The 22,665-nt window shown below is 64.5% G+C and carries 22 protein-coding genes and 1 pseudogene; 6 read left to right on the top strand and 17 right to left on the bottom strand.

All coding sequences use genetic code 11. The annotated features are described in order from the left end of the window. Window positions 1-372: 372 nt before the first annotated feature. Window positions 373-1,743: pseudogene (locus ACLIVD_RS43940) on the top strand (IS1634 family transposase); the annotation flags it as partial. 142 nt (window positions 1,744-1,885) lie between these two features. Here the strand turns inward: ACLIVD_RS43940 and ACLIVD_RS43935 are convergent. Beyond that, window positions 1,886-2,299 carry a hypothetical protein gene (locus ACLIVD_RS43935; RefSeq protein ID WP_242324426.1) on the bottom strand — a complete coding sequence of 138 codons (414 nt, stop codon included), beginning with the start codon at window positions 2,297-2,299 and terminating at the stop codon, window positions 1,886-1,888. Window positions 2,300-2,540: 241 nt separating this feature from the next. On the opposite strand from ACLIVD_RS43935, the gene ACLIVD_RS43930 reads away from it, so the two are divergent. The 3 genes from ACLIVD_RS43930 (at window position 2,541) to ACLIVD_RS43920 (ending at window position 6,435) form a co-directional block, all read left to right on the top strand. Beyond that, window positions 2,541-3,812 (top strand): hypothetical protein, encoded by a 1,272-nt coding sequence (locus ACLIVD_RS43930; RefSeq protein ID WP_242324428.1) that lies wholly within the window; start codon window positions 2,541-2,543, stop codon window positions 3,810-3,812. Next, window positions 3,809-4,726, top strand: coding sequence for a hypothetical protein (locus ACLIVD_RS43925; protein ID WP_242324430.1), 918 nt, complete (start codon window positions 3,809-3,811; stop codon window positions 4,724-4,726). Before ACLIVD_RS43930 ends, ACLIVD_RS43925 begins: the two co-directional genes overlap by 4 nt. Window positions 4,727-5,190: 464 nt before the next feature. Next, window positions 5,191-6,435: an IS256 family transposase gene (locus tag ACLIVD_RS43920; RefSeq protein ID WP_422631255.1), complete on the top strand. Its 1,245-nt coding sequence runs from the start codon at window positions 5,191-5,193 to the stop codon at window positions 6,433-6,435. A gap of 408 nt (window positions 6,436-6,843) precedes the next feature. On the opposite strand, the gene ACLIVD_RS43915 is transcribed toward ACLIVD_RS43920, so the two are convergent. The 3 genes from ACLIVD_RS43915 to ACLIVD_RS43905 are packed head-to-tail and all read right to left on the bottom strand — an operon-like array spanning window position 6,844 to window position 10,051. Beyond that, window positions 6,844-7,449: a DUF4913 domain-containing protein gene (locus ACLIVD_RS43915; RefSeq protein ID WP_242324432.1), complete on the bottom strand. Its 606-nt coding sequence runs from the start codon at window positions 7,447-7,449 to the stop codon at window positions 6,844-6,846. Beyond that, entirely contained in the window at window positions 7,449-9,488 is a 2,040-nt protein-coding gene (locus ACLIVD_RS43910) for a type IV secretory system conjugative DNA transfer family protein (RefSeq protein WP_242324434.1), read from the bottom strand. The genes ACLIVD_RS43915 and ACLIVD_RS43910 overlap by 1 nt, the downstream gene beginning before the upstream one ends. 11 nt (window positions 9,489-9,499) lie before the next feature. Continuing rightward, window positions 9,500-10,051: a hypothetical protein gene (locus tag ACLIVD_RS43905; protein ID WP_242324435.1), complete on the bottom strand. Its 552-nt coding sequence runs from the start codon at window positions 10,049-10,051 to the stop codon at window positions 9,500-9,502. A 107-nt stretch (window positions 10,052-10,158) separates the two neighbouring features. Here ACLIVD_RS43905 and ACLIVD_RS43900 point away from each other — a divergent pair, with 107 nt between their 5' ends. Both ACLIVD_RS43900 and ACLIVD_RS43895 read left to right on the top strand, forming a co-directional pair. Beyond that, a complete protein-coding gene (locus ACLIVD_RS43900) occupies window positions 10,159-10,299 on the top strand; it encodes a hypothetical protein (protein ID WP_242324437.1) in 141 nt (46 codons plus the stop codon). Beyond that, window positions 10,296-10,439 (top strand): hypothetical protein, encoded by a 144-nt coding sequence (locus ACLIVD_RS43895; RefSeq protein ID WP_491933892.1) that lies wholly within the window; start codon window positions 10,296-10,298, stop codon window positions 10,437-10,439. Before ACLIVD_RS43900 ends, ACLIVD_RS43895 begins: the two co-directional genes overlap by 4 nt. 412 nt (window positions 10,440-10,851) lie before the next feature. Here the strand turns inward: ACLIVD_RS43895 and ACLIVD_RS43890 are convergent, their stop codons facing one another. The 13 genes from ACLIVD_RS43890 to ACLIVD_RS43830 form a co-directional block, all read right to left on the bottom strand. Next, window positions 10,852-12,507 (bottom strand): M23 family metallopeptidase, encoded by a 1,656-nt coding sequence (locus ACLIVD_RS43890; protein ID WP_242324440.1) that lies wholly within the window; start codon window positions 12,505-12,507, stop codon window positions 10,852-10,854. Further along, window positions 12,507-12,812 (bottom strand): hypothetical protein, encoded by a 306-nt coding sequence (locus ACLIVD_RS43885; protein WP_072951463.1) that lies wholly within the window; start codon window positions 12,810-12,812, stop codon window positions 12,507-12,509. Before ACLIVD_RS43885 ends, ACLIVD_RS43890 begins: the two co-directional genes overlap by 1 nt. Continuing rightward, window positions 12,809-14,668, bottom strand: coding sequence for a putative type IV secretion/conjugal transfer ATPase (locus ACLIVD_RS43880; RefSeq protein WP_242324442.1), 1,860 nt, complete (start codon window positions 14,666-14,668; stop codon window positions 12,809-12,811). Before ACLIVD_RS43880 ends, ACLIVD_RS43885 begins: the two co-directional genes overlap by 4 nt. Window positions 14,669-14,678: 10 nt before the next feature. After that, on the bottom strand, window positions 14,679-16,175 hold the full coding sequence (locus tag ACLIVD_RS43875; RefSeq protein ID WP_242324444.1) for an SCO6880 family protein: 1,497 nt from the start codon (window positions 16,173-16,175) through the stop codon (window positions 14,679-14,681). Further along, on the bottom strand, window positions 16,172-17,668 hold the full coding sequence (locus ACLIVD_RS43870; protein WP_242324446.1) for a hypothetical protein: 1,497 nt from the start codon (window positions 17,666-17,668) through the stop codon (window positions 16,172-16,174). The genes ACLIVD_RS43875 and ACLIVD_RS43870 overlap by 4 nt, the downstream gene beginning before the upstream one ends. Beyond that, entirely contained in the window at window positions 17,662-18,537 is an 876-nt protein-coding gene (locus ACLIVD_RS43865) for a DUF8175 domain-containg protein (protein ID WP_242324447.1), read from the bottom strand. Before ACLIVD_RS43865 ends, ACLIVD_RS43870 begins: the two co-directional genes overlap by 7 nt. Next, the gene (locus ACLIVD_RS43860; RefSeq protein WP_242324449.1) at window positions 18,534-19,151 is read right to left on the bottom strand and encodes a DUF8175 domain-containg protein; all 618 of its coding nucleotides are present in this window, start codon (window positions 19,149-19,151) and stop codon (window positions 18,534-18,536) included. Before ACLIVD_RS43860 ends, ACLIVD_RS43865 begins: the two co-directional genes overlap by 4 nt. Further along, window positions 19,151-19,522: a hypothetical protein gene (locus tag ACLIVD_RS43855; RefSeq protein WP_242324451.1), complete on the bottom strand. Its 372-nt coding sequence runs from the start codon at window positions 19,520-19,522 to the stop codon at window positions 19,151-19,153. Before ACLIVD_RS43855 ends, ACLIVD_RS43860 begins: the two co-directional genes overlap by 1 nt. Window positions 19,523-19,618: 96 nt before the next feature. Next, window positions 19,619-19,900: a hypothetical protein gene (locus ACLIVD_RS43850; protein WP_242324452.1), complete on the bottom strand. Its 282-nt coding sequence runs from the start codon at window positions 19,898-19,900 to the stop codon at window positions 19,619-19,621. Further along, window positions 19,900-20,187 (bottom strand): hypothetical protein, encoded by a 288-nt coding sequence (locus tag ACLIVD_RS43845; RefSeq protein ID WP_242324454.1) that lies wholly within the window; start codon window positions 20,185-20,187, stop codon window positions 19,900-19,902. The genes ACLIVD_RS43850 and ACLIVD_RS43845 overlap by 1 nt, the downstream gene beginning before the upstream one ends. Window positions 20,188-20,210: 23 nt before the next feature. Next, window positions 20,211-20,765 carry a hypothetical protein gene (locus ACLIVD_RS43840; protein WP_242324456.1) on the bottom strand — a complete coding sequence of 185 codons (555 nt, stop codon included), beginning with the start codon at window positions 20,763-20,765 and terminating at the stop codon, window positions 20,211-20,213. Continuing rightward, entirely contained in the window at window positions 20,762-21,541 is a 780-nt protein-coding gene (locus ACLIVD_RS43835) for a hypothetical protein (RefSeq protein WP_242324457.1), read from the bottom strand. The genes ACLIVD_RS43840 and ACLIVD_RS43835 overlap by 4 nt, the downstream gene beginning before the upstream one ends. After that, window positions 21,538-22,650 (bottom strand): DUF8176 domain-containing protein, encoded by a 1,113-nt coding sequence (locus ACLIVD_RS43830; protein ID WP_242324459.1) that lies wholly within the window; start codon window positions 22,648-22,650, stop codon window positions 21,538-21,540. The genes ACLIVD_RS43835 and ACLIVD_RS43830 overlap by 4 nt, the downstream gene beginning before the upstream one ends. Window positions 22,651-22,665 lie beyond the last annotated feature (15 nt).

The following is a 22,665-nucleotide window of genomic DNA, read 5'->3' as shown; positions in this document are numbered from 1 at the left end:
TACTGGCGATTCCCTCGACCAGACCGTGCAAAGGACACTTGCTAGCCATATTCGCTAGTTAGCGAAGCCGCTATTGAATTCTAGTGCATCGAAGCAGAGAAACGGGAGTTGAAGCTGTGCAAGAACTTATAAACGATGCGTTCAATCGAAAGTGTCGACTGCGCTTAAAGTTAACTGATGGTATCCAATTCACCGGATTCGTCCATGGCAATGTGGGTGATCCATTTTCCGGAGTTTTCGCCTTTATGGAAAACGAACCTTATTCAGATTATACTTCATTATTCTACATTTCGATCGATCATGTCGTACATGTTTCATATTGGAAGGATTAGCTGCGGGCAAAGCAGCCATGTCCAGCCACCCACGGTCCCATCAAGCGGTGCACCGACGATCACCGGCAAACGGTCCCGCTGGCTGATCGAGGTCATCGACACCGCATGGCGGCGCCTCGGATTCGACGTGGTCGACAACGACGCATTCTTCCAGCTGGTGGTCGCCCGCACCGTCGAGGGCACCTCGGTCGCGGACGCGGGCAGAGTACTCGGCGAGATCGGTATCGCCCCTGCCCACCGCAACACCTTCGTGCGGACCCTGCAGCGGTGCACCGCTCACGGCTACCGCGACGACATCGCACGGCGCTGCTTCGAGCACGCCGCCGCCGCGGGTGACCTGAACCTGCTGCTCTACGACGTCACCACCTTGTACTTCGAAGCGGAGAAGGAAGACGACCTGCGTAGGGTCGGATACTCGAAAGAACGCCGGGTCGACCCACAGATCGTCGTCGGACTGCTGGTCGACCGCACCGGATTCCCCTTGGAGATCGGTTGTTTCGAAGGAAATCACGCCGAGACCCGCACGATCGTGCCGATCGTGCGCCAGTTCCAGGCCCGTCACGGCATCGACGGTGTAGAGATGGTCATCGCCGCCGACGCCGGCATGCTGTCGGCGACGAACCTCAAGGACCTCGATGCAGCCGGACTGAAGTTCATTGTCGGATCCCGGGTGACGAAAGCGCCGGCGGATCTGGCCAGCCACTTCCACTGGAACGGGGACGTGTTCACCGACGGCCAGGTCATCGACACGGTCACCCCGCGACACGCGAAGAGCGTGGTCAACGACATCACGCGCCGCGGCGAGCCGGTGTGGAATCCCGCCGACACGTCGGCATGGCAGGCGATCTGGGCGTACTCGAAGAAGCGTGCCGTGCGGGATAACCAGACACTCAATGCCCAGGAAGCTCGGGCCCGGGAGGTCATCGACGGCACCCGCGCTGCCCGAGCACCACGGTTCGTCAAGACCACCACGAAGGGCAAGACCCTCGATGTCGAGGGCATCGCCAGGGCTCGTTCCCTCATCGGTCTGAAGGGGTACGTCACCAACCTCCCTGTGTCACTGATGAATCCGAATGAGGTGATGGAGAAGTACCACGCTCTGTGGCACGTCGAGCAGTCGTTTCGGATGTCGAAGACCGACCTGCGGGCCCGGCCGATCTTCAGTCACACCCGGGATTCGATCGAGGCGCACCTGACCATCGTGTTCGCCGCGTTGGCGATCTCGCGCTATCTGCAGGATGAGACCGGGGTGTCGATCCGGAAGATCGTGCGCACCCTGCGTCCGCTGCAGGAAGTCACCGTCACGATCGCCGGGCATGAGCACATCGCCCTCGATCCGCTCACCGACGACGCCGTGAGCATCCTCGATTCCCTCGAAATCCCGAATCCCCGGTCAGGGTTGGCACACTAAACTGGTGCAACTCAGGTGAAGTTCATCGTCGGCTTCCGTGTTACCAAGGCGCCCGCTGATCTAGCGAACCATTTCCATTGGAACTGGCCGATCGAACTCGGCCGTGCGGCGCATCGATCGCCCCGCACGGCCGAGAAGCGGCTTACCGTAGTGCGTATGCGCAGTTGCGCTTGACTACGTCAAGGTATTTCGCGGCGGTGCCACCAACTGATGCCGGCCAGGCGCCGCGGCCCAATACCCACGCCCACACCTGCGGGTTCGTCGCGATCCCGATCCCGATGCCGATCGGGACGCCGACCCCGAAAATGCAGGTCGTGAAGGCTGCAGTCTTTCTCGCAGTCACATCCCAGGGGTTAGCTGCTCGCTGTACCTCCCGCATGCCGACGCCCTGGTGCGCAGCCAGAGTTGAGGCTGCGGCGGGCGTTGCCGCGAGCGGAGCGGCCGATGCCCTCGCCGGGTTGAGGCCACCAACTACCAATGCGAACGCCGCGGCGAGGATGAGAGTGGCGACCGCCAGGCGGGACAGAATGGCCGAGTAGGCCGTCGATGTGGTCATTGCGATACTCCCTAGGTAGGTTGCCACGACTCGCGGAGTCAAATCGGGGTCAACCGTGCCTTCGTGGGGCACTGCGACGAATCTGCCTGCACTGGTTGAGAAACAACCGCAGAATACTGCGGCATCGAATGTCCCTGCCAGGTTAGTGCGGCGCGGCTGCCGTGGGTCGCAGACGCACCGATCGGCGGAACGCCACAGTTTACTGCGGGAGCGAGCCCGTTTCGTTCGGTAGAACTACGGTATGAAACCGCCGCAACGCCGAACCGAGCACGCCTACGCGGTGATACAGGCACGTGGCCCGGACTTCTGGTTACGTGCAGCGTACGCACGATTGGGCTGGCTGGCGTTGATGGCTGTCGCGGTCACCGGTGGTGGTGCTCAGTGGTGGGCATGGCTACCCATCGCGAACGGGATAGTTGCCGCGTTCCTGGCATGGCGGATGGCCTGGCACGAACGAGCGGGTACCAAGGCAACTGTGCCGATTGTGAGATGGGCGCAGCTCATCCAGAACTCGGGAACAGGGACAGCGAAGTGGAACGTCCCGGGAACACTCGAGATGATCACGGCAACTGTTGCCATCTGGATTGGACCTTGGGGGATGATCGACGCCGCCCCGAACTGGCGGCTGCTCGCTATTGCCGGAGCAGTCGGGTACGCGTGGAACTTCTTGGCTGCGGTGATGCTCGATCCTGCGTTCTACAACCCCGATCTGCAGTTGGGGCCCTTGCTCGAATCCTGCCGCAACACGGCAGGAATCCTCGCCGCGGCGCTCGGAACCGCTGTCGTCGCGGTGGCACCATGGCCACCCGGGTATCAACCCATCGCTATAGGAATAGTCTTGGTCATCCTCACCGTCCAGCTCCGGATCCACGAAACCGACCGGACACTGAAGTTCGGGAAGCAAGACGCCGACTATCGATCCGCCGACAGCCGGCACAACATCATCCACGCCATGCACTCGACGCTAGGCACGCCGATCGACAAAGTTTTCGGTATGTACGAACCCCGCCGAGATGAGGATCGCGAACTGTACGATAAGCTGCGCGAGATTCGCGGCGGCTACCGCGAAGTGATGGCCCTTGAACACAATCCGGACCAGGACACCGAGTGGCCCGGCACGCTCATCGGAAATCTGCAACAGATCCTGGCATCGAGTGTGCAGATGACTCCTCCCATTTTCCCGGACGAACCGCTCCTCCCAGCGGATCGGAAAATCGCCCGATTGACCTTGCAGGATCTTGCCAGCAACGCTGTCAAAAGCGGTGCCCGATACAGCGAGTTCACGCTGACGAAGATCGAGGACCACTACGTCGCGACAGCCTTTGACGACGGGCATGCCGTCGATCCCACACGGTGGAAACGGCGGGGCGGAGGAATCGAGCGACTTGAGCGCTGGAACCAGCTGCATGAACTTACCTTCGACTTCGAACCAGACCAATCGGGGACAGTTGACCCCCGAAAACACGGCAAGCTGATCCGCGCTCGTTGGCGCTCGTCCGAGGAGAGAAAATGATGAACACCCGTGCACCCCAGGTGATCGTCCTCGAGGACCATCCCGCGCTCCGCACTGCCTTCGAAGCCGCTGTCGGTGCCGAAACCCTCTACTGGTGCAGCACCGTGAACGAGTTCCGCTACGTCCTCGACAGTGGCGTAATCCCCGACCTGGCCTTTCTCGACTTCGCGCTGGATACCGCAGGTCTGGGAATCGGCGGGACCTTCGCCTCCGAAACCGGAACAGGCTTCGGCGCCCTCATCGAGTTACATCGCAGATTCGGGCCCCTCAATAACATGCCGAAGCCTCGAACCATCATCTCAACGGCACTCAACGATCAGGGACGACTGCTGTATGCCATCGCCGCCTCTCACTGGTTCGATGCCGACGTAGTCGTCGACAAGCAGGCTGTACAAGCCGCATTGATCGCTGACATCATCGCCGGAAGCGACCCAACCCCGCCCAATCTCAAAACTAATCTCAGAACCAACGGATACGTACTCGACGATCTGTTCGCCGCCACGGACTGGGCCGCGATCTGGCAGGTTTGGGCGGCATCCGCCGGCCGAGACGAAGTCGCGTACGCACGACTCAACGGCACCGTCGCCAAGAACGCGATCAGGAAGTTCCGAGAAAACATGCCCGAACGCGTACAGAATCTGCACGACGCCTTCTTCCTGCACGAACAGTGGGGCAAGCTGGACTTGGCGCAAATCGCGAACGAGGTCTCGCAGCCAACCGTTAAAGATCTCATCCATAACTGGATCAGGAAGTTCGAGGCCGACGAAAAACGCACGAAGAACGTGCGCTACGACTACCGTCCCCTCCTCGGCTTGGCCCATCAACATTCCGCCTTCTTCACCGCCCCCGAGCTGAATGCTGCGGTCACAGTAGCCGAGCCTTGGAAGCGAGCGCAGGCACCGTTTCCTGTGTGATCGTCCGATTCGACCCACGGGACCTGCCCATGAAGATGCGATCCACACCAGCACTCACGCGACCGTGAAGATGCCCTGCCGGTGAGCCCGAACGTGAAGGCATCCCAATTGGTAATGGATGGAGGGTCAATTCGGTTCAAGTTCAATCGTCATGGCGGTCTCCTTCCAAGGGATCCAGCTCGGGTGCTCGCAGTCCGGCATCCGCACCAACCACGGCTAACGCTATGACTCGAGGTCGGCACCGGGGTGTGCGGTTCCGCGCAACAGCACGGCGAAGGGAGGAATGATCGAAACCTGTGGATCCCGGGAGGACGCACCTTCCCGGATGATGATCTGTACACGAACAGGATTCTGATCAAGTCCAGCGCGCCAACGCTGGCGGGAAGGCACGCCCGTGCTCACGATAGTGGACCACGACGACGACTCCAACGAGACCCGCCAGGCAGTCGGGCGCGGGCCGCTCGTTGCTCGACGAGATCGTCCGCGACGGCGCCCGGCAGATGCTCGCCGCAGCCCTTCAGGCCGAGGTCGCCGACTATATTGCCCGGCATGCCGGTGAGATCGACGACAACGGTCACCGCCTGGTGGTTCGCAATGGCTACCACGCCGAGCGCGAGGTGGTCACCGCCGCCGGCGCGGTGGCGGTGAAGGCGCCGCGGGTCAACGACAAGCGCATCGACCCCGACACCGGCGAACGTCAGCGGTTCTCCTCGGCGATCCTGCCGGCATGGGCCCGCAAATCCGCGCAGGTGTCCGAGGTACTGCCGTTGCTGTACCTGCACGGGCTGTCGACCAGCGACTTCGGTCCCGCCCTCGAACAGTTCCTCGGCACCGGTGCCGGTTTGTCGGCCAGCTCGATCACCCGCCTTACGACTCGGTTGCAGGACGAAGCCAAGGCCTTCGCCCGGCGGGACCTCACGCAGGCGGATTACGTCTACCTCTGGGTCGATGGTATTCACCTGAAAGTGCGGCTCGAGCAGGAGAAACTTTGCCTGCTGGTGATGATCGGGGTCCGCGCCGACGGCCGCAAGGAACTCGTCGCCCTCTCCGACGGGTACCGGGAATCGACCGAGTCCTGGGCGGATCTGCTGCGGGATTGCCGGCGGCGTGGGATGCGGGCCCCGGTGCTGGCGGTCGGTGACGGTGCCTTGGGGTTCTGGCGGGCCCTGCGCGAGGTGTTCCCCGAAACCCGGGAACAGCGGTGCTGGTTCCACAAACAGGCAAATGTTCTTGCTGCGCTGCCAAAGTCCGCTCATCCTGGTGCGTTGGCGGCGATGAAGGAGATCTACCTCGCCGAGGACATCGACAAGGCCCAGGTGGCGATCAAGGCATTCGAGATCGATTACGGCGCGAAGTACCCGAAGGCGGTCGCGAAGATCACCGACGACACCGATGTGCTGCTCGAGTTCTTCCGGTATCCCGCCGAGCACTGGGTACATCTACGCACCACTAATCCCATCGAATCGACCTTTGCGACAGTGCGTTTGAGAACCAAGGTGACCAAGGGGCCGGGTTCGCGGGCGGCCGGGATGGCGATGGCCTACAAACTGATCGAGGCCGCCCAAGCCCGGTGGCGGGCCGTGAACGCACCGCACCTGGTGGCGTTGGTGCGGGCCGGTGCGCTGTTCCACAAGGGCAAGCTCCTCGAACGGCCCGTCGAGATCACCCCGGAACCGTCACCGGACACGCCGGTATCCGAGGTCGCCTGACACACCTCGATCCACAGGATTTGACGATTTCTCCGGCGAAGGCGCCGGTACTGAACAAGATGCCGTATCCGGTGTGGCTAACCGGGTAGGAAGTCGAAGACGCCCTCCTCGGCGAACAGCGATGCCCGCCTTGACCGAAACAGCGGTGCTGGCCGCGGCCACCCTCATCAGGTTTGACCAGGTACGGGCGTAGGTGCTCCAGCCGATCCTGCGGGCGTAGCGGTACTCGGAATCAAGCGCATAGACGATCACGAAACGCCGACCCCTGCGGCCATGAACGGCGCAATGTGGTCGAGCAGGCGCAATGTGGTCGAGCAGGCGCAATCCGGTGGATGAGTTTGGTTCCGCCAGGTAGTCGATAGGGCGAGCATGGATCCTCATTTCTGTAAAAAGTTTGATGCTCTGCGCTCAGTAGGCGGCGGTGTATTCGTCGCGGAGACTGGGTGGCATGGGCTCGTATGGGAGGGCGGGCCAGCCCGAGAACGATCCGTCCGCTTTCGCATGAGACATAGGACCGGAGTCGCTATCGAAGATCACTCGCATATGTGGTTCCAGGTGGTGGATCCACCAGTTCGATACTGCCGACGCTTTGTCGGAGGCTCGGGCTTCTTCCCACGCGTACCAGAGGGCTTTGAGTCGGCCGGCGACTTCGGGGTACAGCCACCATCGCGCGTCCCATGCCAGTCCGCTCTCGCCGCCGCCGGGACCCATCTTCCGGCGGATGACCTGGGTGAACCATCCTTCGACCCACGCCTCGTAGTTGGGGTACATCGGCTCGATCTCGTCGTGCTCGGCGTTGTCTGAGTCGGGCTCATCCTCGTCCGATTCGTCAGGGTTGAGGCTCGGATCGTCGTCTTCCAGGTCTGTCTCGTCCTCGTCGAAGGCGTTCGGGTCGTCACCCTCGACGGTGGGGTCGTTCTCGTCGATGGCGTGAGGGTCGTAGTCGTACGGGTTCTCGTACCCTGTCTCGTCGTCGGTCTGCCACTCGTCCTCGGTTGCTGAGAGATTGACCATCACTGCCTTCCTTCCGTGAAGAACTCGGACTCGAAGATGTCGTCGACCGCGTCGGGTGCTGCGGCGACGCTCGTGGTCGGCGCAAGGCTGCTCGGCTGAACGGGTAGCTCGACCAGTTCCTTGTCGACTATGACAGCGACGTGTGGAATCGGGCCGGTTGATGCCTCCGATTCCGCCCGATCGGAGAATCCGACCGGCAGCGCCTTCTGCTCGACGCGCGCGGTGCTGGCCGTGCACTCGGCGAGGGACCGTTTGATGTCGTCGGCGAACGGCGTGTTGCCCCAGAAGTTCTTGCGGACCAGCAGCGGCTTGCTGCCGCCCATCGTGACGATCGCCCGAGTCTGCGGCAGGGCCTTGAGGTCGTCGACGGTGAGGATCTTCTCCCGCTGGTAGGACGTGCTGATCGTTGTTTGTCCACTGCCCAGAATGCCGCCGCTGCGGCTGCGGTTCTCGACCTCGACGAAATGGTCGCCGATCTCGTCGGACAGCGAGGCCAGGAACCCTTTGTCGTTGACGTTGCCGCCGTACCAGAGCATGTTGGCGGCATCGACCATGGCGTCGTAGTTGGTCTCGCCCCACACCTTCTTCGCCTGCGACGGTGACTGCAGGATGGTGATGAGGATGATGCCGCGGCTGCCGAAGTGGCTGTACCACTCGGGGAGTTGCTGCAGTTTGCAGATGTTCGCGGCTTCGTCGAGGACCATCACCGCGGGGAGCGGTACCCGCCCGTCGCTCTGTTGGGCGCCGTACTCCTGTAGTGCGTCGCCGATGGCGCCGACCAGGGCCGTGGTGAGCGCGGATGCGGATCCGGCTCCCTTCTTGCTCATGGCGTAGACGGTGTCGTTGCTGCGTACGACCTGGTCGACATCGAGTTCGGGCAGGTCGTGGACCTCACGGCCGGGGGTGGTGAGGATTCGCCCGTCACTGTCCGTTCCGATCGTGATCCGGGTGTTCGGCAGGATCGTTTCCTCGTAGCGGGGCTCGTCCAGGGGTGTGAGGAACCGGCGCGCCATGTCGTAGAAGCCGTCCCGCTGTTTCGCGTTGACGCTCTGCTTGCTCTGCATGGTGTTCGCGAGATCGGCGTACCCGTTCTGGGCGAGCACCTTCACCGGGATCTGGGACTGTGTCTCGCGGAGCCAGTCCACGACGTGCCGGAGATCGCCGCCGGCGAGTGCGGCGGCGAGGAGGTAGGAGCCGAACAGGTCCCGGGCGGCTCCGTCGAAGTAGGCGTCGACCCGGGCGTTGTCGTCGGTGGCGGCGGAGATGAAGTATTCGCATACCACTCGGGCCGAGGGTAGGTCGTCGACGCGGCGCAGCGGGTTGAACCAGAAGGTTGCCTTCTCGCGCCGATTGCCGGTGGTCACGCCCTCCAGGTCGAACAGCCAGACCCTGCCCATCTGTTTACGCAGGTAGAGGGTGTGGGTGTAGATGTCGGGCTTGTTCGACGTGCCGAGGCAGAAGCCGGGTGCGTAGCAGATGGCCGGAATCGCCAGGGTCGCTGACTTTCCCATCCGGGAGCCGGCGATCGCGATGCACACCCACTCCCACGGCATCCGAAGTTCGCGGTTCGATTTCACCGTGTTGCCCATGACGATGCCGCCATGACCGGGATGAGTCTCCTCGATCGTCGGGGCAAGTCGCCTCGTCTCGTCGTCGGCGGCGGCCGCGTTCGTCTGGTCGACGTCCCGCGGGTCCGTCATGGAGTCGGCGTACTTGTCGATCCGCTTCTCCGACCGCTTCTCGTGGATCTTGTCGAGCCGCCCCGTCTTCTTGAGCAGCCAGAACCCGCCTGCAACAAGCGCGGCGATGGCGACCACCTCGCCGATCAGTACCGCGGTCGCGCCACCCGGCCACACACGATTTCCCTGGACTACATCGAAGAACAGGCCCACCGGATGCCACAGCGTCTCCTCGCCGCCGCCGAGGTTGTAGGCAAAGACTGGCAAGAAAGAGGCTGGGAGTGCGACGGCGATGGCTTTGAGCACCATCATCTCTTTGTCCTTGCTCGCCTTTGGTCGGGCGCGATGCATCTCCGTCATGGTCGTTGTCCTTACTGGTAGCGGAAGTCGGTCAGACGCCAGCCGTCGTCGGTGCGGGTGATGGTGGTGCGCCAGGTCTGTGGGGTGAGTGGGGTGCTCGAGCCGGCGGTGTGCAGCACGGTCTGCCGGCAGCTGACGTCGATGACGACGGTCCGCATTCCGTCCGGAGCCGCGGGGGTGCTGTCGGCTTTCGTGCAGGATGCGGTCAGTGCGTCACCGGCCCGCTGCCACGCCAGCCACTCCCGGTCAGGTCGAAGACCGGTCGGGGCGTCGTTGTCGTTGTCGACGGTGGTCGCCAGTTCCCCGCCCAGCCAGGGACGTGCGCGGCGCAGCGCATCGGACTTGCTCTCGTCCACGGCAGGCTGCCACGAGAGGATTGCCTGCATCGCGGTCACGGCTGTGCCGTCGGCGTCGAGGCTTGCCGGGTCCAGAGGGTCGATGTGCACGTGATCGTCACTGCCCAAGGGGTCGTCCTCGTTGCCGGACGAGCTGCAACCGGCCAACACCATCGTTGTGGACAGCACTCCCGCGATCAGCAGTTTTGTTGAGAATCGTATGGTCATATGCCCTTTCCTCCCATTCGGGCTGCCTGTACGGCACCGCCAGCGACGAATTTGATGTCGGTCATGAGGGGAATGCCTCCTACCACTCACGAGTGACGTGGAGGGACGTGGAGTCATTGAGCCGAGGAGGCGGCGCGGTGATGGAGGCACCGCAATTGGCGGCCCCTGACATCCGCATCGACCAGTATGGACACATCGAGTTCGAGGCAGACGAGACGGCCGAGTTGATGGTCTGGGAGGGCGCGTGATGAGCAAGGAACCGACGAACCTGAATGGCAAGCCACTCAAGAAGAAGAGTCCGCTGAGGAAGCAGATCGAGGAGGCTCGGAAGGTCACGCAGCGGAAGGTGGTCGGCGGCGGTCTCCCCGGACACGGGAAGAGAAAATGACGTAACGCTGCGCATTTCCCCCGACCGTTCGCGGTGGCCGGTGGATCGCCTGCATTCTGTCACCCAACGGGATGCACGTCCTGATTGACGAGGATCTGGCCCGTCCACAACTCGGAGTGTGAGATCCGGTTCATAAATACCTGTTACTGAGGGATTCCGGCGCAGTAGAGGTGGCCGGAGTCCTTCGGGAAGAGCGCGCACCAGGTTCTGATGTAGGGGTCCGAGGACCGCACGCTCCAGCCGTAGTAGAGAGCCGCCGGGGCGAAACGCCACTGCGAGCAGCGCCATCGGTTTCATCGGGAGTTCCTTTTCTATGGGCGGGAAGTGGGCCGATCGGGCGAGACTCGCGGAGCGGGAAGGCTGCACGCACAATTCCATAATAAGGGGTCTCTACGTAGAAATGGCCGGTTGGTCATTTGTTGATGGCGCGGTACTGGGCTTCGTTGGCGATGATCTTGTCGGCGTACGGTCGGGTCTGGACGATGTAGTCGGTCGATCCGGTCGGGAAGCCGCCGGAGCTCTGTACTGCGCCTTCACCCGCGTTGTAGCCGGCGAGGTACAGCTCGGTTCGGCTGCCGCGTGCCGTGACCGATCCGTCGGCGATCCAGCCGTCGATCGTCTTCGCGATCGTGCACATGTAGGTGCCCTGCGCCATGACCGCATCACCGATGCTGTTGACGTCGACGCGGCCGTCACCGTCGTAGTCCTTGCCGTAGGTCGCCCACGTCCCCGGCATGAACTGTGCGGGACCACCGGCACCGGTGTTCGAGACCGGTGCATTGGCTCCGTACCGGAAGCCGTTCTCCGCAGCGAGCTGTGCCGCCAGGAGGGAGGGCTTGATCTGCGGGCACAGCGCCCCGGCTCGTTCGATCCACGGTGCGAACTCGGCGGGCACCGAACCGGCGGCGAGGGTGTCGCCCAGGCCTTCACCGGAGATGGTGCAGTCGGTGGGCGATGTGGTGGCCTGGCCGCTCCCGCCGGGCAGGGAACCCCACTGCGCGGTGGCTTCGTCGAAGCCGCCGCCCTTGACGGTGATGTGGACGTGGTTGAAGTGGTTCTCGTTGTCGCTGCCCCGGTCCTCCATCTTGTTCGGCGTGCCACCGGCCGGGTAGTACGTCTGCCGCCAGATCGCGTAGTCGACATGGAAGAAATCGGCGTTCGCCATCACGTAGTTCAGAACCTCGTCGCCGGTCGCGACACCGGTGCCGGAGTTGTAGTCCGGGATCATCGCGTCGACCGCCTGGCCGCTCGGATGGTCGTTGAAGCCACCGCCGTCGGCCCGCCATCCTCCAAGGGTGTCGAGGCGGTCCCCGAATCGCAGGTGCAGGGCCCGGATGAGGCGTTTGGTGTTGACCTGCATGTTCTGTTCGGACCCGGCCGAGGCCGGCAGTGCCTGCGCCAGGTCGGCGCCACCGGGCGCCGAGGGGGCCGGTGCGGGCGGTCCGGAGGGGCTCGGTGCGGCCTGACCGGACTTGTGTTCGCCGGGGGCGGGTGCGGTGTCGTACTGCGGTTTCGGATCGACGGCGGCGCCGCCGGTACGTCCACCCGGCCACGTCTCGAAGTGCAGGTGCGGGCCGGTCGATTGACCACGGTTGCCGATGGTGGCGATCTGTTGGCCCGCGCGAACCTGCTGGCCAGCTTCGACGAGGTAGGTGTCGACGTGCCCGTAGACGGTGGAGAACAGCTGCCCGTTGATCACGTGGTCGAGAACAACCCACTGCCCGAATCCGCTCGCTTCGCCTGCGTCGGCGACTGTGCCGTCGGCGGCCGCGTAGATCGGGGTCCCGATCGGACCGGCCAGGTCGATGCCCTTGTGCTGGGCACCATCGCGTTCACCGAACGGGGAGGTGAACGTCACCAGAGTCGGATCGACCGGCTTGATGAACGATCCTGCGGGAGCGATCATGTCGCCACCGATCACAGATGTGCCGCTACCACCGAGGCAGTCCGTCGAGGCCTGCTCTTCCTCGTCCTGGAACAGAATGGCCAGCAGAACGATCAGTGACATCGGAATCCCGAGCACCACGGCGAGCACCACGATCAGCAGTGAGTTGTTCTTCGATTCCATTACTGGGCCGCGCCCATACCGCAGTCGGCCGGGGCGTACCGATTCACCAGGCGGCGATTGAGCTCCGTGGCGGCCGCGAGATCGGCACGCAGCCGACTCACGACAGTCCACGACGGCTGCGGACGCTGGCCGGATGCATTGACCCAACTGCGCACCGCGGTCTCGGACACGTCGAGCTGCGCCGCCACCGCGGCGCAGGAGGCGGTGAACGAGTCACCTGCCTCGATGCACTTGATGGCGGTGGCCACCGCATCGGCCTTGGTCTGATCATCGACCACGCGGTAGCGACGGCGCGCCGGCGTCATGCGGCGAACCCCGTATGCTCCCGGTCCTTGACCGCGGCATTCAAACGCTCGTCGGTGTTGTGGATACCCGACGTAACTTCGGCCGGAGTCACCCACACCTTGAACGGCACACCGGGACGATCACCCTCACCGAGTTTGAGAAGAAACTGCCCCGTACCGGCGGCAACCGGATTCGGGGCCGGAGCCTGTTTCGCCACCGACACGATTCCGGCCCTCTCGGCCGCGACACGGACCTTCTCCGCCGCCTGGCGCCGCCGCGCCGTCTTCTGGTCGATCGGGGAATTCAGATCTGCGGCATCCGACCAGTTCGTGAGCATGCTCTTCTCGATCTGCGAGAAGTGGATGACCTTCTCGAGGCGCTCGATCTCCGCCGACGGAACCGGGCCGATGATGCGGGCGCGGCACCGTTCGATCAGTCCCAGAGCGCCGGCCTTCTCCAGCTCCTCGATCGAGTGGGTCACGAACGTGATCCCCACACCGACAACGCGCTGCAAACGCAGCAGCGCATCGATGCGCTCGGCCATCATCGGCAGCGCGAGGACCTGCCAAAGCTCGTCCATGAGCACGTTAAACGCGAGGTTCGGCCCCAAGCCGGCATCTGCTCGTACGTGAGCGGCTTCGATCGTCGCGAACGCCTCGTTCCACCCTGCGATCAGCACAGCGGCACGCATCATCTTGTCGTCCTGAGGGACGCTGGACATGTCCAGACACATCGAGGGTGCCTCGACATCGAGGCGGACAGTCGACTGCCCGTTGAACACCTCCCCGAAGCGGCCCTTCACCATCGAACGCAGCGTTCGACGCAACCCCTGGATCGCGGCCCGATACTCCTCGTCGGTCTCGGCGACCGCGTCGTCCTTGAGTTCCAGACTGTTCGACGTCAGCAGTGCGATCAAGTCGTCGAGGATGGCAGGGTGCTCGGAGGTGAACCCCGCACCTCCCTGCGCTACCGGGGTGTAGAGCAGGCGAATCGCCGACGCGAGCAGCGTCTGCTCGAAGTCCTCGAGCCGCTTTCCGCGCACGATCTCACACAGCGCGGCGGTGATGTTCTCCTGGCGCGCATGCAGTGCGTATTGAGTCTGCTGACGTTGCAGCTCCAACTTCTGGCGCTCGAGCATCAACTCGTCCCGCAACGCCGGGTCGTTCTCGAATTCAATGCGGTGGGCAAGTTCCTCGATCCGGCCGGAGAGCAGGTTGATCGCCACCCCGATCAGACCGGGATCGAGCGGGTTGATCCGGCCGATCCCGCCGTACCCGACCTCGGTGCACTGACCACCCACGGCCTCGGTCAGCTTCCGCCCGTCCGGCTTGACGTCGCCCGGCCACACCACGCGCACACCAGCGGCGATGTCGCCCAGGGCGATCCGGCGCAGCAACGTCGACTTACCGAAGCCGTTGAGAGCGATGATCATGCAGGCAGGAGCGGTGATCGCCTTCGCTTCCTTCGCCGACAACGGGTCGAAGCACACCGGTGCATGCGGCGGTGCCAGGTGGTGGCCCAGCGGAGTTCCCAGTAGAGGGGCATTCGCTCCCACGACCCAGGGGTTGATTCCCGCCACCTGAATGTTGGTGCCACGAAACTCGACTGGGGGCAGGATCGCGCCCATCCGGCCACCGCCGGCACCGGAGAAGCCGCGTTCGTCGAGGGCATGAACCTCACGGTCGGACGCGTCGGAGCGGGCCCGCTCGTTCGCCGCGATATTCGCCCGCCGGTCGTACTGCCGCTGGACCAGTACGGACAGCACCTTCTTGCGGAAGAGGCTGGTCGCCGCTGCCTCACGAGCTTCCAGGCGTGCGAGGTCCTCGTCGGAGAGAACCTTGATGTTCACCGCTTTGGGGGTCTTGGTCTTGGTCACTGTGTCCGCCTTAGTTGCTCAGGAACGAGGGAATGGTCGTGTGCTCGGGTGGAATCACCCCGACGCCGAGCGATGACCAGAACGCAGCCGACTGCCAGCAGAAGGACCGGCGCACCTGCAGCTGACTCTGGATGGACAAATCGCGCACCAGTGCGTCCACTCGGGGAACGTCCGCGCTGCCGACCGGCTGGGTGACGGTGATGAGGACCCCGAAACGGGTCAGACCGTGGCCGCGCGCGACCTCCATGCGGCTCTGTTCCGTCGCCGCCACTTCGAGCTTCGCCTTCGCCGACGCGATCCCTCTCCCCGATGTCACCGCAGCCATCGCGTCGCGGTGGTCACGGTTGACGATGTCGGTCGCGTCCGCGGCCGAGTGCGGGCGGTAGATGATCGCAACGCGCTTGATCGGCAATGCCGGGTTCGGGTCGAGCAGTCGTTTGAGGACGGTCTCGTGGACCGCGCTCTTCGGAGCTTCTCGCATCTCCCACGTCACCGAGATCGCTCCGTCGTGGATCAGGCGGTCCTTCTCCTCGATCTGGGTGCGTGGGCCGCAGTCTGCCCACTCCAGGCCGGTGCCTTCACCGGAGAACAGCGCCCGCTCGATGTTGCTCAGGGACGCCGGATCGACGGATCGGCGGACCGTCCCCATGATCTCGTCGGCGCTCATCGGGGTGGCCGGCACCCCGGCACGGGCTGCGGCTTCGGTGATCCCCGGCAGCCGGCGGGCGATTTCCACCGCTTGCTCCGAGGGGTCCTTCTTGCGGTCCGCGGTCTGAGCCTGGAACGTGATCGAAATCCGGGCGCCCAAGCGGACGCCGCCGGTGACCAGGCCGGTCGCCAACTGGTACATCGAATCGCGGGCCAACTTCGGTGCGTCATGACGCACCCGCTGCGACACGGTCTCGTACAACTCGATCCCGGTGTTGGGCAATGACTCGATCACCGCGACCAGGGCCACAATGTCCGAGGTCTCGCCCATTGCCGTCAACATCTGCGACCAATTGCCCACCGCCGCGTCGAGTACGGACTGGTCGAAGTTCTCGCTGCCCTGCGGGTACGCGTCGAGAACGATCGTGTAGTTGTTCGCCTGCGGCATGTGGATCATCCCGAAGGGCCGGTTGTTTCCGTCGATACCTTCGTAGATCTCGGTGTCCGCCAGCACACCCGGGGGCCGGTACCGGCCCCCGGGGATGCGGGAAAAGGTGCCCGAGCTGTAGATGTGTTCTCCGCGCTTGAACGCCCGCCGCCACTGCATCATCAGAAGTGCCCTCTCATATCCGCTACGTCCGTCCTTCTCGATCACCAACGGCACGAATGCAAGCGCCGTGAACAGCCCCAGAACCAGTGCGGGCACGAAGCCGATCAGCAGGCTCAGAAACACCAGGGCAATGACCGCGCCGATGCCGAGCATCGTGGTCCCGAACGTTGCCCCGGCCATGCCGGTCGACCTGGGCTTCCGCCAGTTGCCGTACATCCGGTACTCGGTCGTCATCTCGGTCCTCGTCATCCCTCAAAACCTCCATTGCGACTCGGTGGCATTGCTCCGGTCGGGCCGTCTCCGGATGTGCCTGGACCATCAGGCGCGCCCGGTGCGCCGTTGTGGTTGGTGGGTGTGCCGTCCACCCCGCCTTCGGCGTTTTCGCCGGACGGCGCTGACTGGTTGGACGGTGTGCCGTCCACGCCGCCCGTGGCGTTTCCGCCCGGTGTGCCGCCGTCGATTCCGGAAGTGCCGAAGCTGGGGGGCGCACCGGAAGGTCCGGAAGGGCTGGTCGTGGTCGAACTCGCCGAGGTCATACCTCCCGCGGCCGCCCCGCCGGACGCTCCAGCCGACGCACCGCCGCTCGCGATCGCGCCGCCGACCTTGGCACCGACCGCGGCCAGGCCCGCGGCTGCGGCAAGACCGCTGCCGCCGCCGCCGAGAGATCCGACTGCCGGGACGATCAACCGCATCAGTGACGGAAGGACCAAGGCAGCCGAGCACAACAGGAGCGCACCGATCAATGCCGTCATCGCGCCGCCGTTCTCATCGCGGGAGGGCGCAGACTGCATGAAAAGCATTGCCGCCACGCCGATCACGAATGATCCGACCGGCTTGAACAGCAAGAACGCGAGTGTCCAGGCGATCATCTTCTCGTAGGCCTGCGAGCCGATCTTCGTGCCGCCGGCCGCACCGGCAATCGGGAGCGCTGCGGTGATGACGACGAGCAATCCCATCCTCATCAGCAGCAGGAACGCCATCACCAGGCCGCCGAGAATGCCGATGATCCCGATGACATACAGCAAGGACGTTCCACCAGGTGAGGCGTAGATTCCGATCTGAATCATGGCGTCCACGAGTGCGTCCGGATCCGAGCCGACAGTGCCGTCGATGAACCAGCGGGAGATGTTGTCCGAGAGCCGGGTGCCCAGTACGACGATGAACCCGAGCGAGCCCGCGAGCACCGTCGCCCGAGCAAGTTGCTGAACGCCTTCGGTGGAGACATCACGAATGGCACCGGATCGGGCCATCATCAGCCGGATTCCGAGGAACATCAGTGAGACCACCAGGAATGCAACCTGAATCCAGTACGTGTACTGGGTGACCTGGCCGAGCGTGGCCATGAAGGAGTTCTCGTCCTGGCCGGGAATGGTGATCCACCAGCCGAGCGCGAACTTCAATACGGCGGCGCCGGCGTCACCGAAACTCAGCCCCATCGTCTCGAACGCACCGGTCGCAACCTTCTTGACGTAGGCCTGGGGAGCCTCGGCAACGGTCTGCGCACCATCGGCGCAGCTGGGCATTTCAACGCCGGTCACAGCTCCGAACAGGTCTGTCGCCATCTGGATGCCGCCGCCACTGAAAGGAACCGCGGCGCACATCGCCAGATCGCCGGCTGTGTCGACGGTGGACGGCCCGGGATCTTCTTGTGCGAGTGCCGGCGAGGCGGTGCCGACCAGTGCGGCGCATGCCACGAGGCAGACCAGGAGGAACCGCTTCCACGCGGTCTGCGCCGTCACCACCACGACGTCCAACCGTCGGAGAAGTCGGCAACCGCTCGCGCACCGAACGCGTTGTTGCCTTGGACCTGCACGACCCAACCGGTTCCCTCACGCCAGACCAGGTCGAGTGACATGTCGGTGTTCTGGGTGCGGCCGTCCTTGAGGTTTGTCGACGCGCCGATGTGGACTCGCGCCAAATCTTCGGTGAAGTTCACCTTGATCATCTGCAGGACGCGACCGGGGAAGTTGTCCGGAGCGGCTCCCGGCTGATTCGACGCGTTGAAGGCCTTCAGCTCGGCGAGCTGGTCCTGCGGATCGGCGACCAGGCCCGCATCCTGGAGCATCTGGATGCGGTTGTTGCCGGTGGCGAGGTAGTTCAGGTAGTGGACTGCCGCCAGGCCCGCACCTTGGGCAGTGCGGGCGAAGCCGGTCGCGACCCCGGTGTCACTGAACGCCGTCGGTCCGTCAGAGGTGGAGAACGGCAGGTACATGTTTCCGTGGACCCGTTGGAGCATGATCCCGGACGGCGCGGTCGCCGCGGAACGCCCGGTGGCTGGCGAGGACTGCGCCAGCAGCACTCCGTTGTCGTTGAGTGGGGCGTAGACGACGCGGCCCTGCTCGTCGAAGAACGGGTCGGGTTCGAATTGGTCGGGCTGGGTCGCCGCGGTCGCACCGGATCCCTGGTCCCCGGCGGGAACCAGCGGCTCGTCCCCGCCGCGTACGAAGATGATGATGCTGGTGATGATCGCGGCGACGACGATGACACCGAGGATCGATCCACCCATCAGCAGGCGGGTGGCATTGTCGCGTCCGGATCCGGATCCGGATTCGGGCTGTTCCGGGCGCGGGGCCGGTGTGGGGGTCTGGGTATCGGTAGGTTGCTCGCTCACTTGCGCGTTCCTTCCAGGTCGACCATGTTCTGCGGAAGTTCCGTCAGTGCGGTCGCCGCCACAGCGTTTTCCGGGGTGGAGAGGTTGAGCTTCCAGTCGGAGTCCGCCCAGATCACGTCGGTGCGTGTCGAGGCCAGGGACTCGTCCGGGAAGCGTTGAACGATGTCGACGGACGCGGCGGTGTCGGTGTAGTCCGCGAACACATAGCCGACGACGGACGGGACGACCGCCGGGTCGACCGTGCCGGTCGAGGAAATCAGGGAACGGTTGACGGCGAAGGCGTCGCGTCCCTCTCCACTCGCCGCGACAACGGAGAGCACCTTCGACCAGGACTGATCCGATGCGGTGGAGAGCTGGACGGACTGACCGATCGCGGCAAGCGCTGCGCCCTGCGGGGTGTGCGAGAACCCGGTCAGCGGCTCCCAGACCGCGCTCGTGGGGCCGTCGGTCTTCCCGAGCGGCACCATCACACCGTTCACACTCGACCAGCTTGCAATCGCGGGGACGTCCGTGAGCGACACCGTGGGGCTTGCGCCGCTCTCCTCGTCTGAGCCACTGCACCCCGCTAACGCCAGCGCTGCGACCGCGACTGTCGCACAAGCAAGTACACGCATTACTTCTCCTCTTCGAGCGGGGGGAACTTCTGTTGGATGTCAGTGACGAGGCTCGGAGGCTTGTCCGGCGCCGGAGCCGAGTTCTCGGGAGTCCGGCCGGCCTCGATGAGAACGACGGCCATCGTGACGGCCGCACCGCTCGCGAGGATCCAACCGAAGACCGCCGCGAGGAACTCTGCGGCCGTGGGTGATTCCAATCCCGGTGTGTGCTTGTGGTCCCACGCCATCCGGCCGCCGACGAAGATGATCTTCGCGATGCACACGACCGCAGCAATGCCGGCGATCCAGCTCAACGCGGTATTGATGTCCTGGGTGATGTAGTCGGGCAACTCCACCGCCGCGAGGACCACACCGCGGTCGGTGCCCGTCACGGCCGAACCCACTCGATCGAACCGATAGCGCTGGTACCGACACCGATACCAGCAAAGTGCGGTTTGTCGATCTTTGTCATCGCGTGTATCCCTCTCTCACTGCCCCACCAAGGTCGTCAGGATCAGGGCGGAACTGGTCGCGACCACCACCCCAGTTGCGCCTCCGATCGCGAGTGTGACCGGGCCGTCAGCTCGCGCTACGGCCTGCTTCGTCAGGAGGTTTCGCACCCGCATCACCGCCAGAACGGCCACGGAGTAGACCATCGCTACCGCGCACGCGCCAGCGACGAACCAGAGAAGCCAGATAATCAATCCGGGTGGAAGGGGGCCGCTAACCGGAGGGAGATCGCCGGTATCGGAGGGGATCATGGCGAACATCAGGAGGCGCCGGCGGTGACTGCGTTGAGGATCGTGTTCGCCGAACCGGCGACGATCGCGCCCACGAGTGAACCGACGAGCATCGTCACACCGCCGGTCTGGCCCTGGCTCCACTTCTCCCACGCGAACTTGCCACCCGAGAAGACGAGCGCGGCGACGCAGGCGAGGAGGATGCCCCACAGGAGCCAGTTCACGAGACGCAGAAGGCCATTGGCTCCCGGCGGCAACTCGGGTGTGACGTTGAAGTCGATCGCGAGGATTGCGGTGTCGTGGATGGTGTGGATCATGGCTGTCCTTTCGGTGAGTGAGTTCAGTGCCCGGAGCGCAGATGCGGCAGTGAACGCTGGATTGCTGTGACGATGCCGACGCCGGCATCGATCACGTCCTTGGGAACCGCTGCACGGGCTCCCTTGGTCTGTTCGGGCACGCCGTCGAGCGGATGCCACCGGGGAAGCGCTGGCAGAGACGTGGCGGGGAGGAATTTGTGCCAGTCGATCCGCCAGTGTTCGGCCGTTGCCGTCTTCACGACCTCACGGTACTGGCGCACGCTCTTGTCGAGGGTCGGTGAGTTCGCGACGGTGATCAGCCCGAGAAGCTCACACCCGAGCTTCTCCTCGCGATGCTGGATGAGCCGCGCGTGCGCCTTCTTCAACCCGTAGTCGGTCTCGCGGGCGACCATCACCACGTACGGGGATTCGTTCTCGACGTCGGTGCCGCACGGCCATTGCTCGTCGCTGTCCCCGGTGAAACTGAGGTAGTGCGCCAGGGTGGAGACTCCTGCGCCGCCGTGAGCGCCCATCAGCCACACAGCAGGTCCCGGACGGTCGGCTGGAATCGGGGCGGCGTGGATAGTTGCTGTGGTCATGCCAGTTCACCGGCCTTTCCGTCGCGGCGGGCGTCGGACTGAGGCGAGAGAGTGCCGAGAACATCGAGGGCGTCGGTCCAGGCGTCGATCGTGGCGGTGGACAACCGGCGGTGGTCGATGACTCCCGGACGGGCCAAGACGGGATCGAACGGAACCTCGACGAAACCGGCGATCTGCGGTGCGAGTGCCGCCCGGATCGGGGCCAGTTCGACCGGGGAGGTGGGCATCTGATGGGAGACCACCACGATCGTCTCGCCCAGCGTGTCCGGGCCGAATGTCGACTTGAGCCAGTTCATCGCCTCGCGCATCCGGCTCAGCGGCTCGGACCGCGCGGGGGCCACGACGACCAGGGCCGCACCGGACTGGATCAGTGGGGCCAGGCGTGGTGAGCGAAGGGCGGTCCCGACGTCGTGGACGCGGGCACTCGCCCGACCCTCGAGCAGCAGATCGACCATCATCGGATCGGCGCTGTGGCCGTGGTGGGAGCTGCCGACGACGACCATCCCCGAGGTGGTCTCTGCCATCCGGGCGCTGAGACTGTCGATGGACCGGGCCGGATCGACGGCCCGGAACCGAGTGCGGGAGAGCAGGTTGCCTCCGTCGCTGGTCGAGTCGATCGCGGTGATGTCCTTGCCAGTACCGAGCCGCAGAGCCGTGGCCAGGCCGAAGGTCGAGGTGGTGGTGGAGGCCCCGCCGGAACCGGCGACGACCATGGCCGACACCTTCTCCGGTTCGGCGACCTTCGGGGTGCGGCGGATGGGGACGACGTTGCTCATCGGATCTCCTCGAGGGTGGCGATTTTCAGACCTGCACCTGAATCGGCGACTGTGATGCGCTGCGGGATGGTGCTCTCGGAACCGGAATCGGTACGCAGGAGCAACTGGACGTCGAAGGCGTTCGGGTTGGGGGTGGCCGCGATGGTCAGGCAGTGCGCGGCACCGGTCGCGGCGGCCGCATCGATCGAGGCTTGGATGGTGCCGACCGGGTTCGGGGTGAGCATCATCGAGGCGACCTTCGCGCCGTCGTGCTCGACGTAGTACGCGTAGTCGAAGGCCTGGATCAGACCGGGACCGCTGGTGAGGTCACCAGGGCCGCGGCCGACGATCTTCCCTCCCCCGGTCGAGCTCTCGCACCAGGCAGGCTCGTCTGCCGCCACGGAAGGGCCGGCGGCCCGGACCGAAGACGGCAGCGGGGGCACCGCGAAGTCCGTGCTGTTGTCGGAGGAACCGAGGACCACGACGGTGCCGGCGACTACCGCCAGTGCCGCCGCACCTGCGCCGACGAGGACCCAAGGGTTCTTCTTGGCGCCGGGGGCGGACTCGCGGGCGGGCTTGACCTTCGGCTCCTTCGGCGCGGGCGCCACCACGTCGGGTACATCGGCGTGCTCGACGGAAGCTCGAGCGGGGCGACGAGGGAGGCGGACGGACAATCCACGTCGTGCCTGCTCCTGGGCGACGAGTGGACCGCGCGGGATATGAGCGCGGGCCCAATCCGGTGCGTCCGCATACGGATCGGCGTCCACCTCGGGGAATTCGATCGCAGGCTCGCCGTCGAGGTCGGCGGCGTCTGTCCGCGGGTTCTCGACTGCCGTGTCGTGTTGATCGTCGGTCTCGCTCCAGCCGTAGACAGGCAGGACCGTGGTCAGTTCGTCGGTCGGATCGTCGTCGTGTTCGGCGACGGGCGAAGGCGCGTCCGGGATCTCCGGTTCCATCTGCACCACCGGAAGCACGACGTCCTCGTATGGAGATTCGTCTGCGGTGGGGTGATCGGTGTCGTAGTTTTCCTGCGGCACAGGGAAGTCCACGTCACCGCTCATGCCGATGATGTCGTCGTAATGCTCTGGAACGTCCGGGAACAGTTGATCCGTACGATTGTCCGTCGCCATTTTTCCTCCGAAGTT

It is taken from the genome of Rhodococcus sp. G6(2025), assembly GCF_058628105.1.
This window is presented reverse-complemented; position numbering and strand designations above follow the sequence as displayed.

Bases quoted from the DNA above. Each gene is read 5' to 3' on its own strand.
- ACLIVD_RS43885 (WP_072951463.1), bottom strand. From the start codon at position 12,812: ATGACGCCGGCGCGCCGTCGCTACCGCGTGGTCGATGATCAGACCAAG.
- ACLIVD_RS43840 (WP_242324456.1), bottom strand. From the start codon at position 20,765: ATGACCACAGCAACTATCCACGCCGCCCCGATTCCAGCCGACCGTCCG.
- ACLIVD_RS43830 (WP_242324459.1), bottom strand. From the start codon at position 22,650: ATGGCGACGGACAATCGTACGGATCAACTGTTCCCGGACGTTCCAGAG.
- ACLIVD_RS43915 (WP_242324432.1), bottom strand. From the start codon at position 7,449: ATGGTCAATCTCTCAGCAACCGAGGACGAGTGGCAGACCGACGACGAG.
- ACLIVD_RS43935 (WP_242324426.1), bottom strand. From the start codon at position 2,299: ATGACCACATCGACGGCCTACTCGGCCATTCTGTCCCGCCTGGCGGTC.
- ACLIVD_RS43910 (WP_242324434.1), bottom strand. From the start codon at position 9,488: ATGACGGAGATGCATCGCGCCCGACCAAAGGCGAGCAAGGACAAAGAG.
- ACLIVD_RS43890 (WP_242324440.1), bottom strand. From the start codon at position 12,507: ATGGAATCGAAGAACAACTCACTGCTGATCGTGGTGCTCGCCGTGGTG.
- ACLIVD_RS43845 (WP_242324454.1), bottom strand. From the start codon at position 20,187: ATGATCCACACCATCCACGACACCGCAATCCTCGCGATCGACTTCAAC.
- ACLIVD_RS43850 (WP_242324452.1), bottom strand. From the start codon at position 19,900: ATGTTCGCCATGATCCCCTCCGATACCGGCGATCTCCCTCCGGTTAGC.
- ACLIVD_RS43925 (WP_242324430.1), top strand. From the start codon at position 3,809: ATGATGAACACCCGTGCACCCCAGGTGATCGTCCTCGAGGACCATCCC.
- ACLIVD_RS43860 (WP_242324449.1), bottom strand. From the start codon at position 19,151: ATGCGTGTACTTGCTTGTGCGACAGTCGCGGTCGCAGCGCTGGCGTTA.
- ACLIVD_RS43835 (WP_242324457.1), bottom strand. From the start codon at position 21,541: ATGAGCAACGTCGTCCCCATCCGCCGCACCCCGAAGGTCGCCGAACCG.
- ACLIVD_RS43875 (WP_242324444.1), bottom strand. From the start codon at position 16,175: ATGACGAGGACCGAGATGACGACCGAGTACCGGATGTACGGCAACTGG.
- ACLIVD_RS43905 (WP_242324435.1), bottom strand. From the start codon at position 10,051: ATGACCATACGATTCTCAACAAAACTGCTGATCGCGGGAGTGCTGTCC.
- ACLIVD_RS43930 (WP_242324428.1), top strand. From the start codon at position 2,541: ATGAAACCGCCGCAACGCCGAACCGAGCACGCCTACGCGGTGATACAG.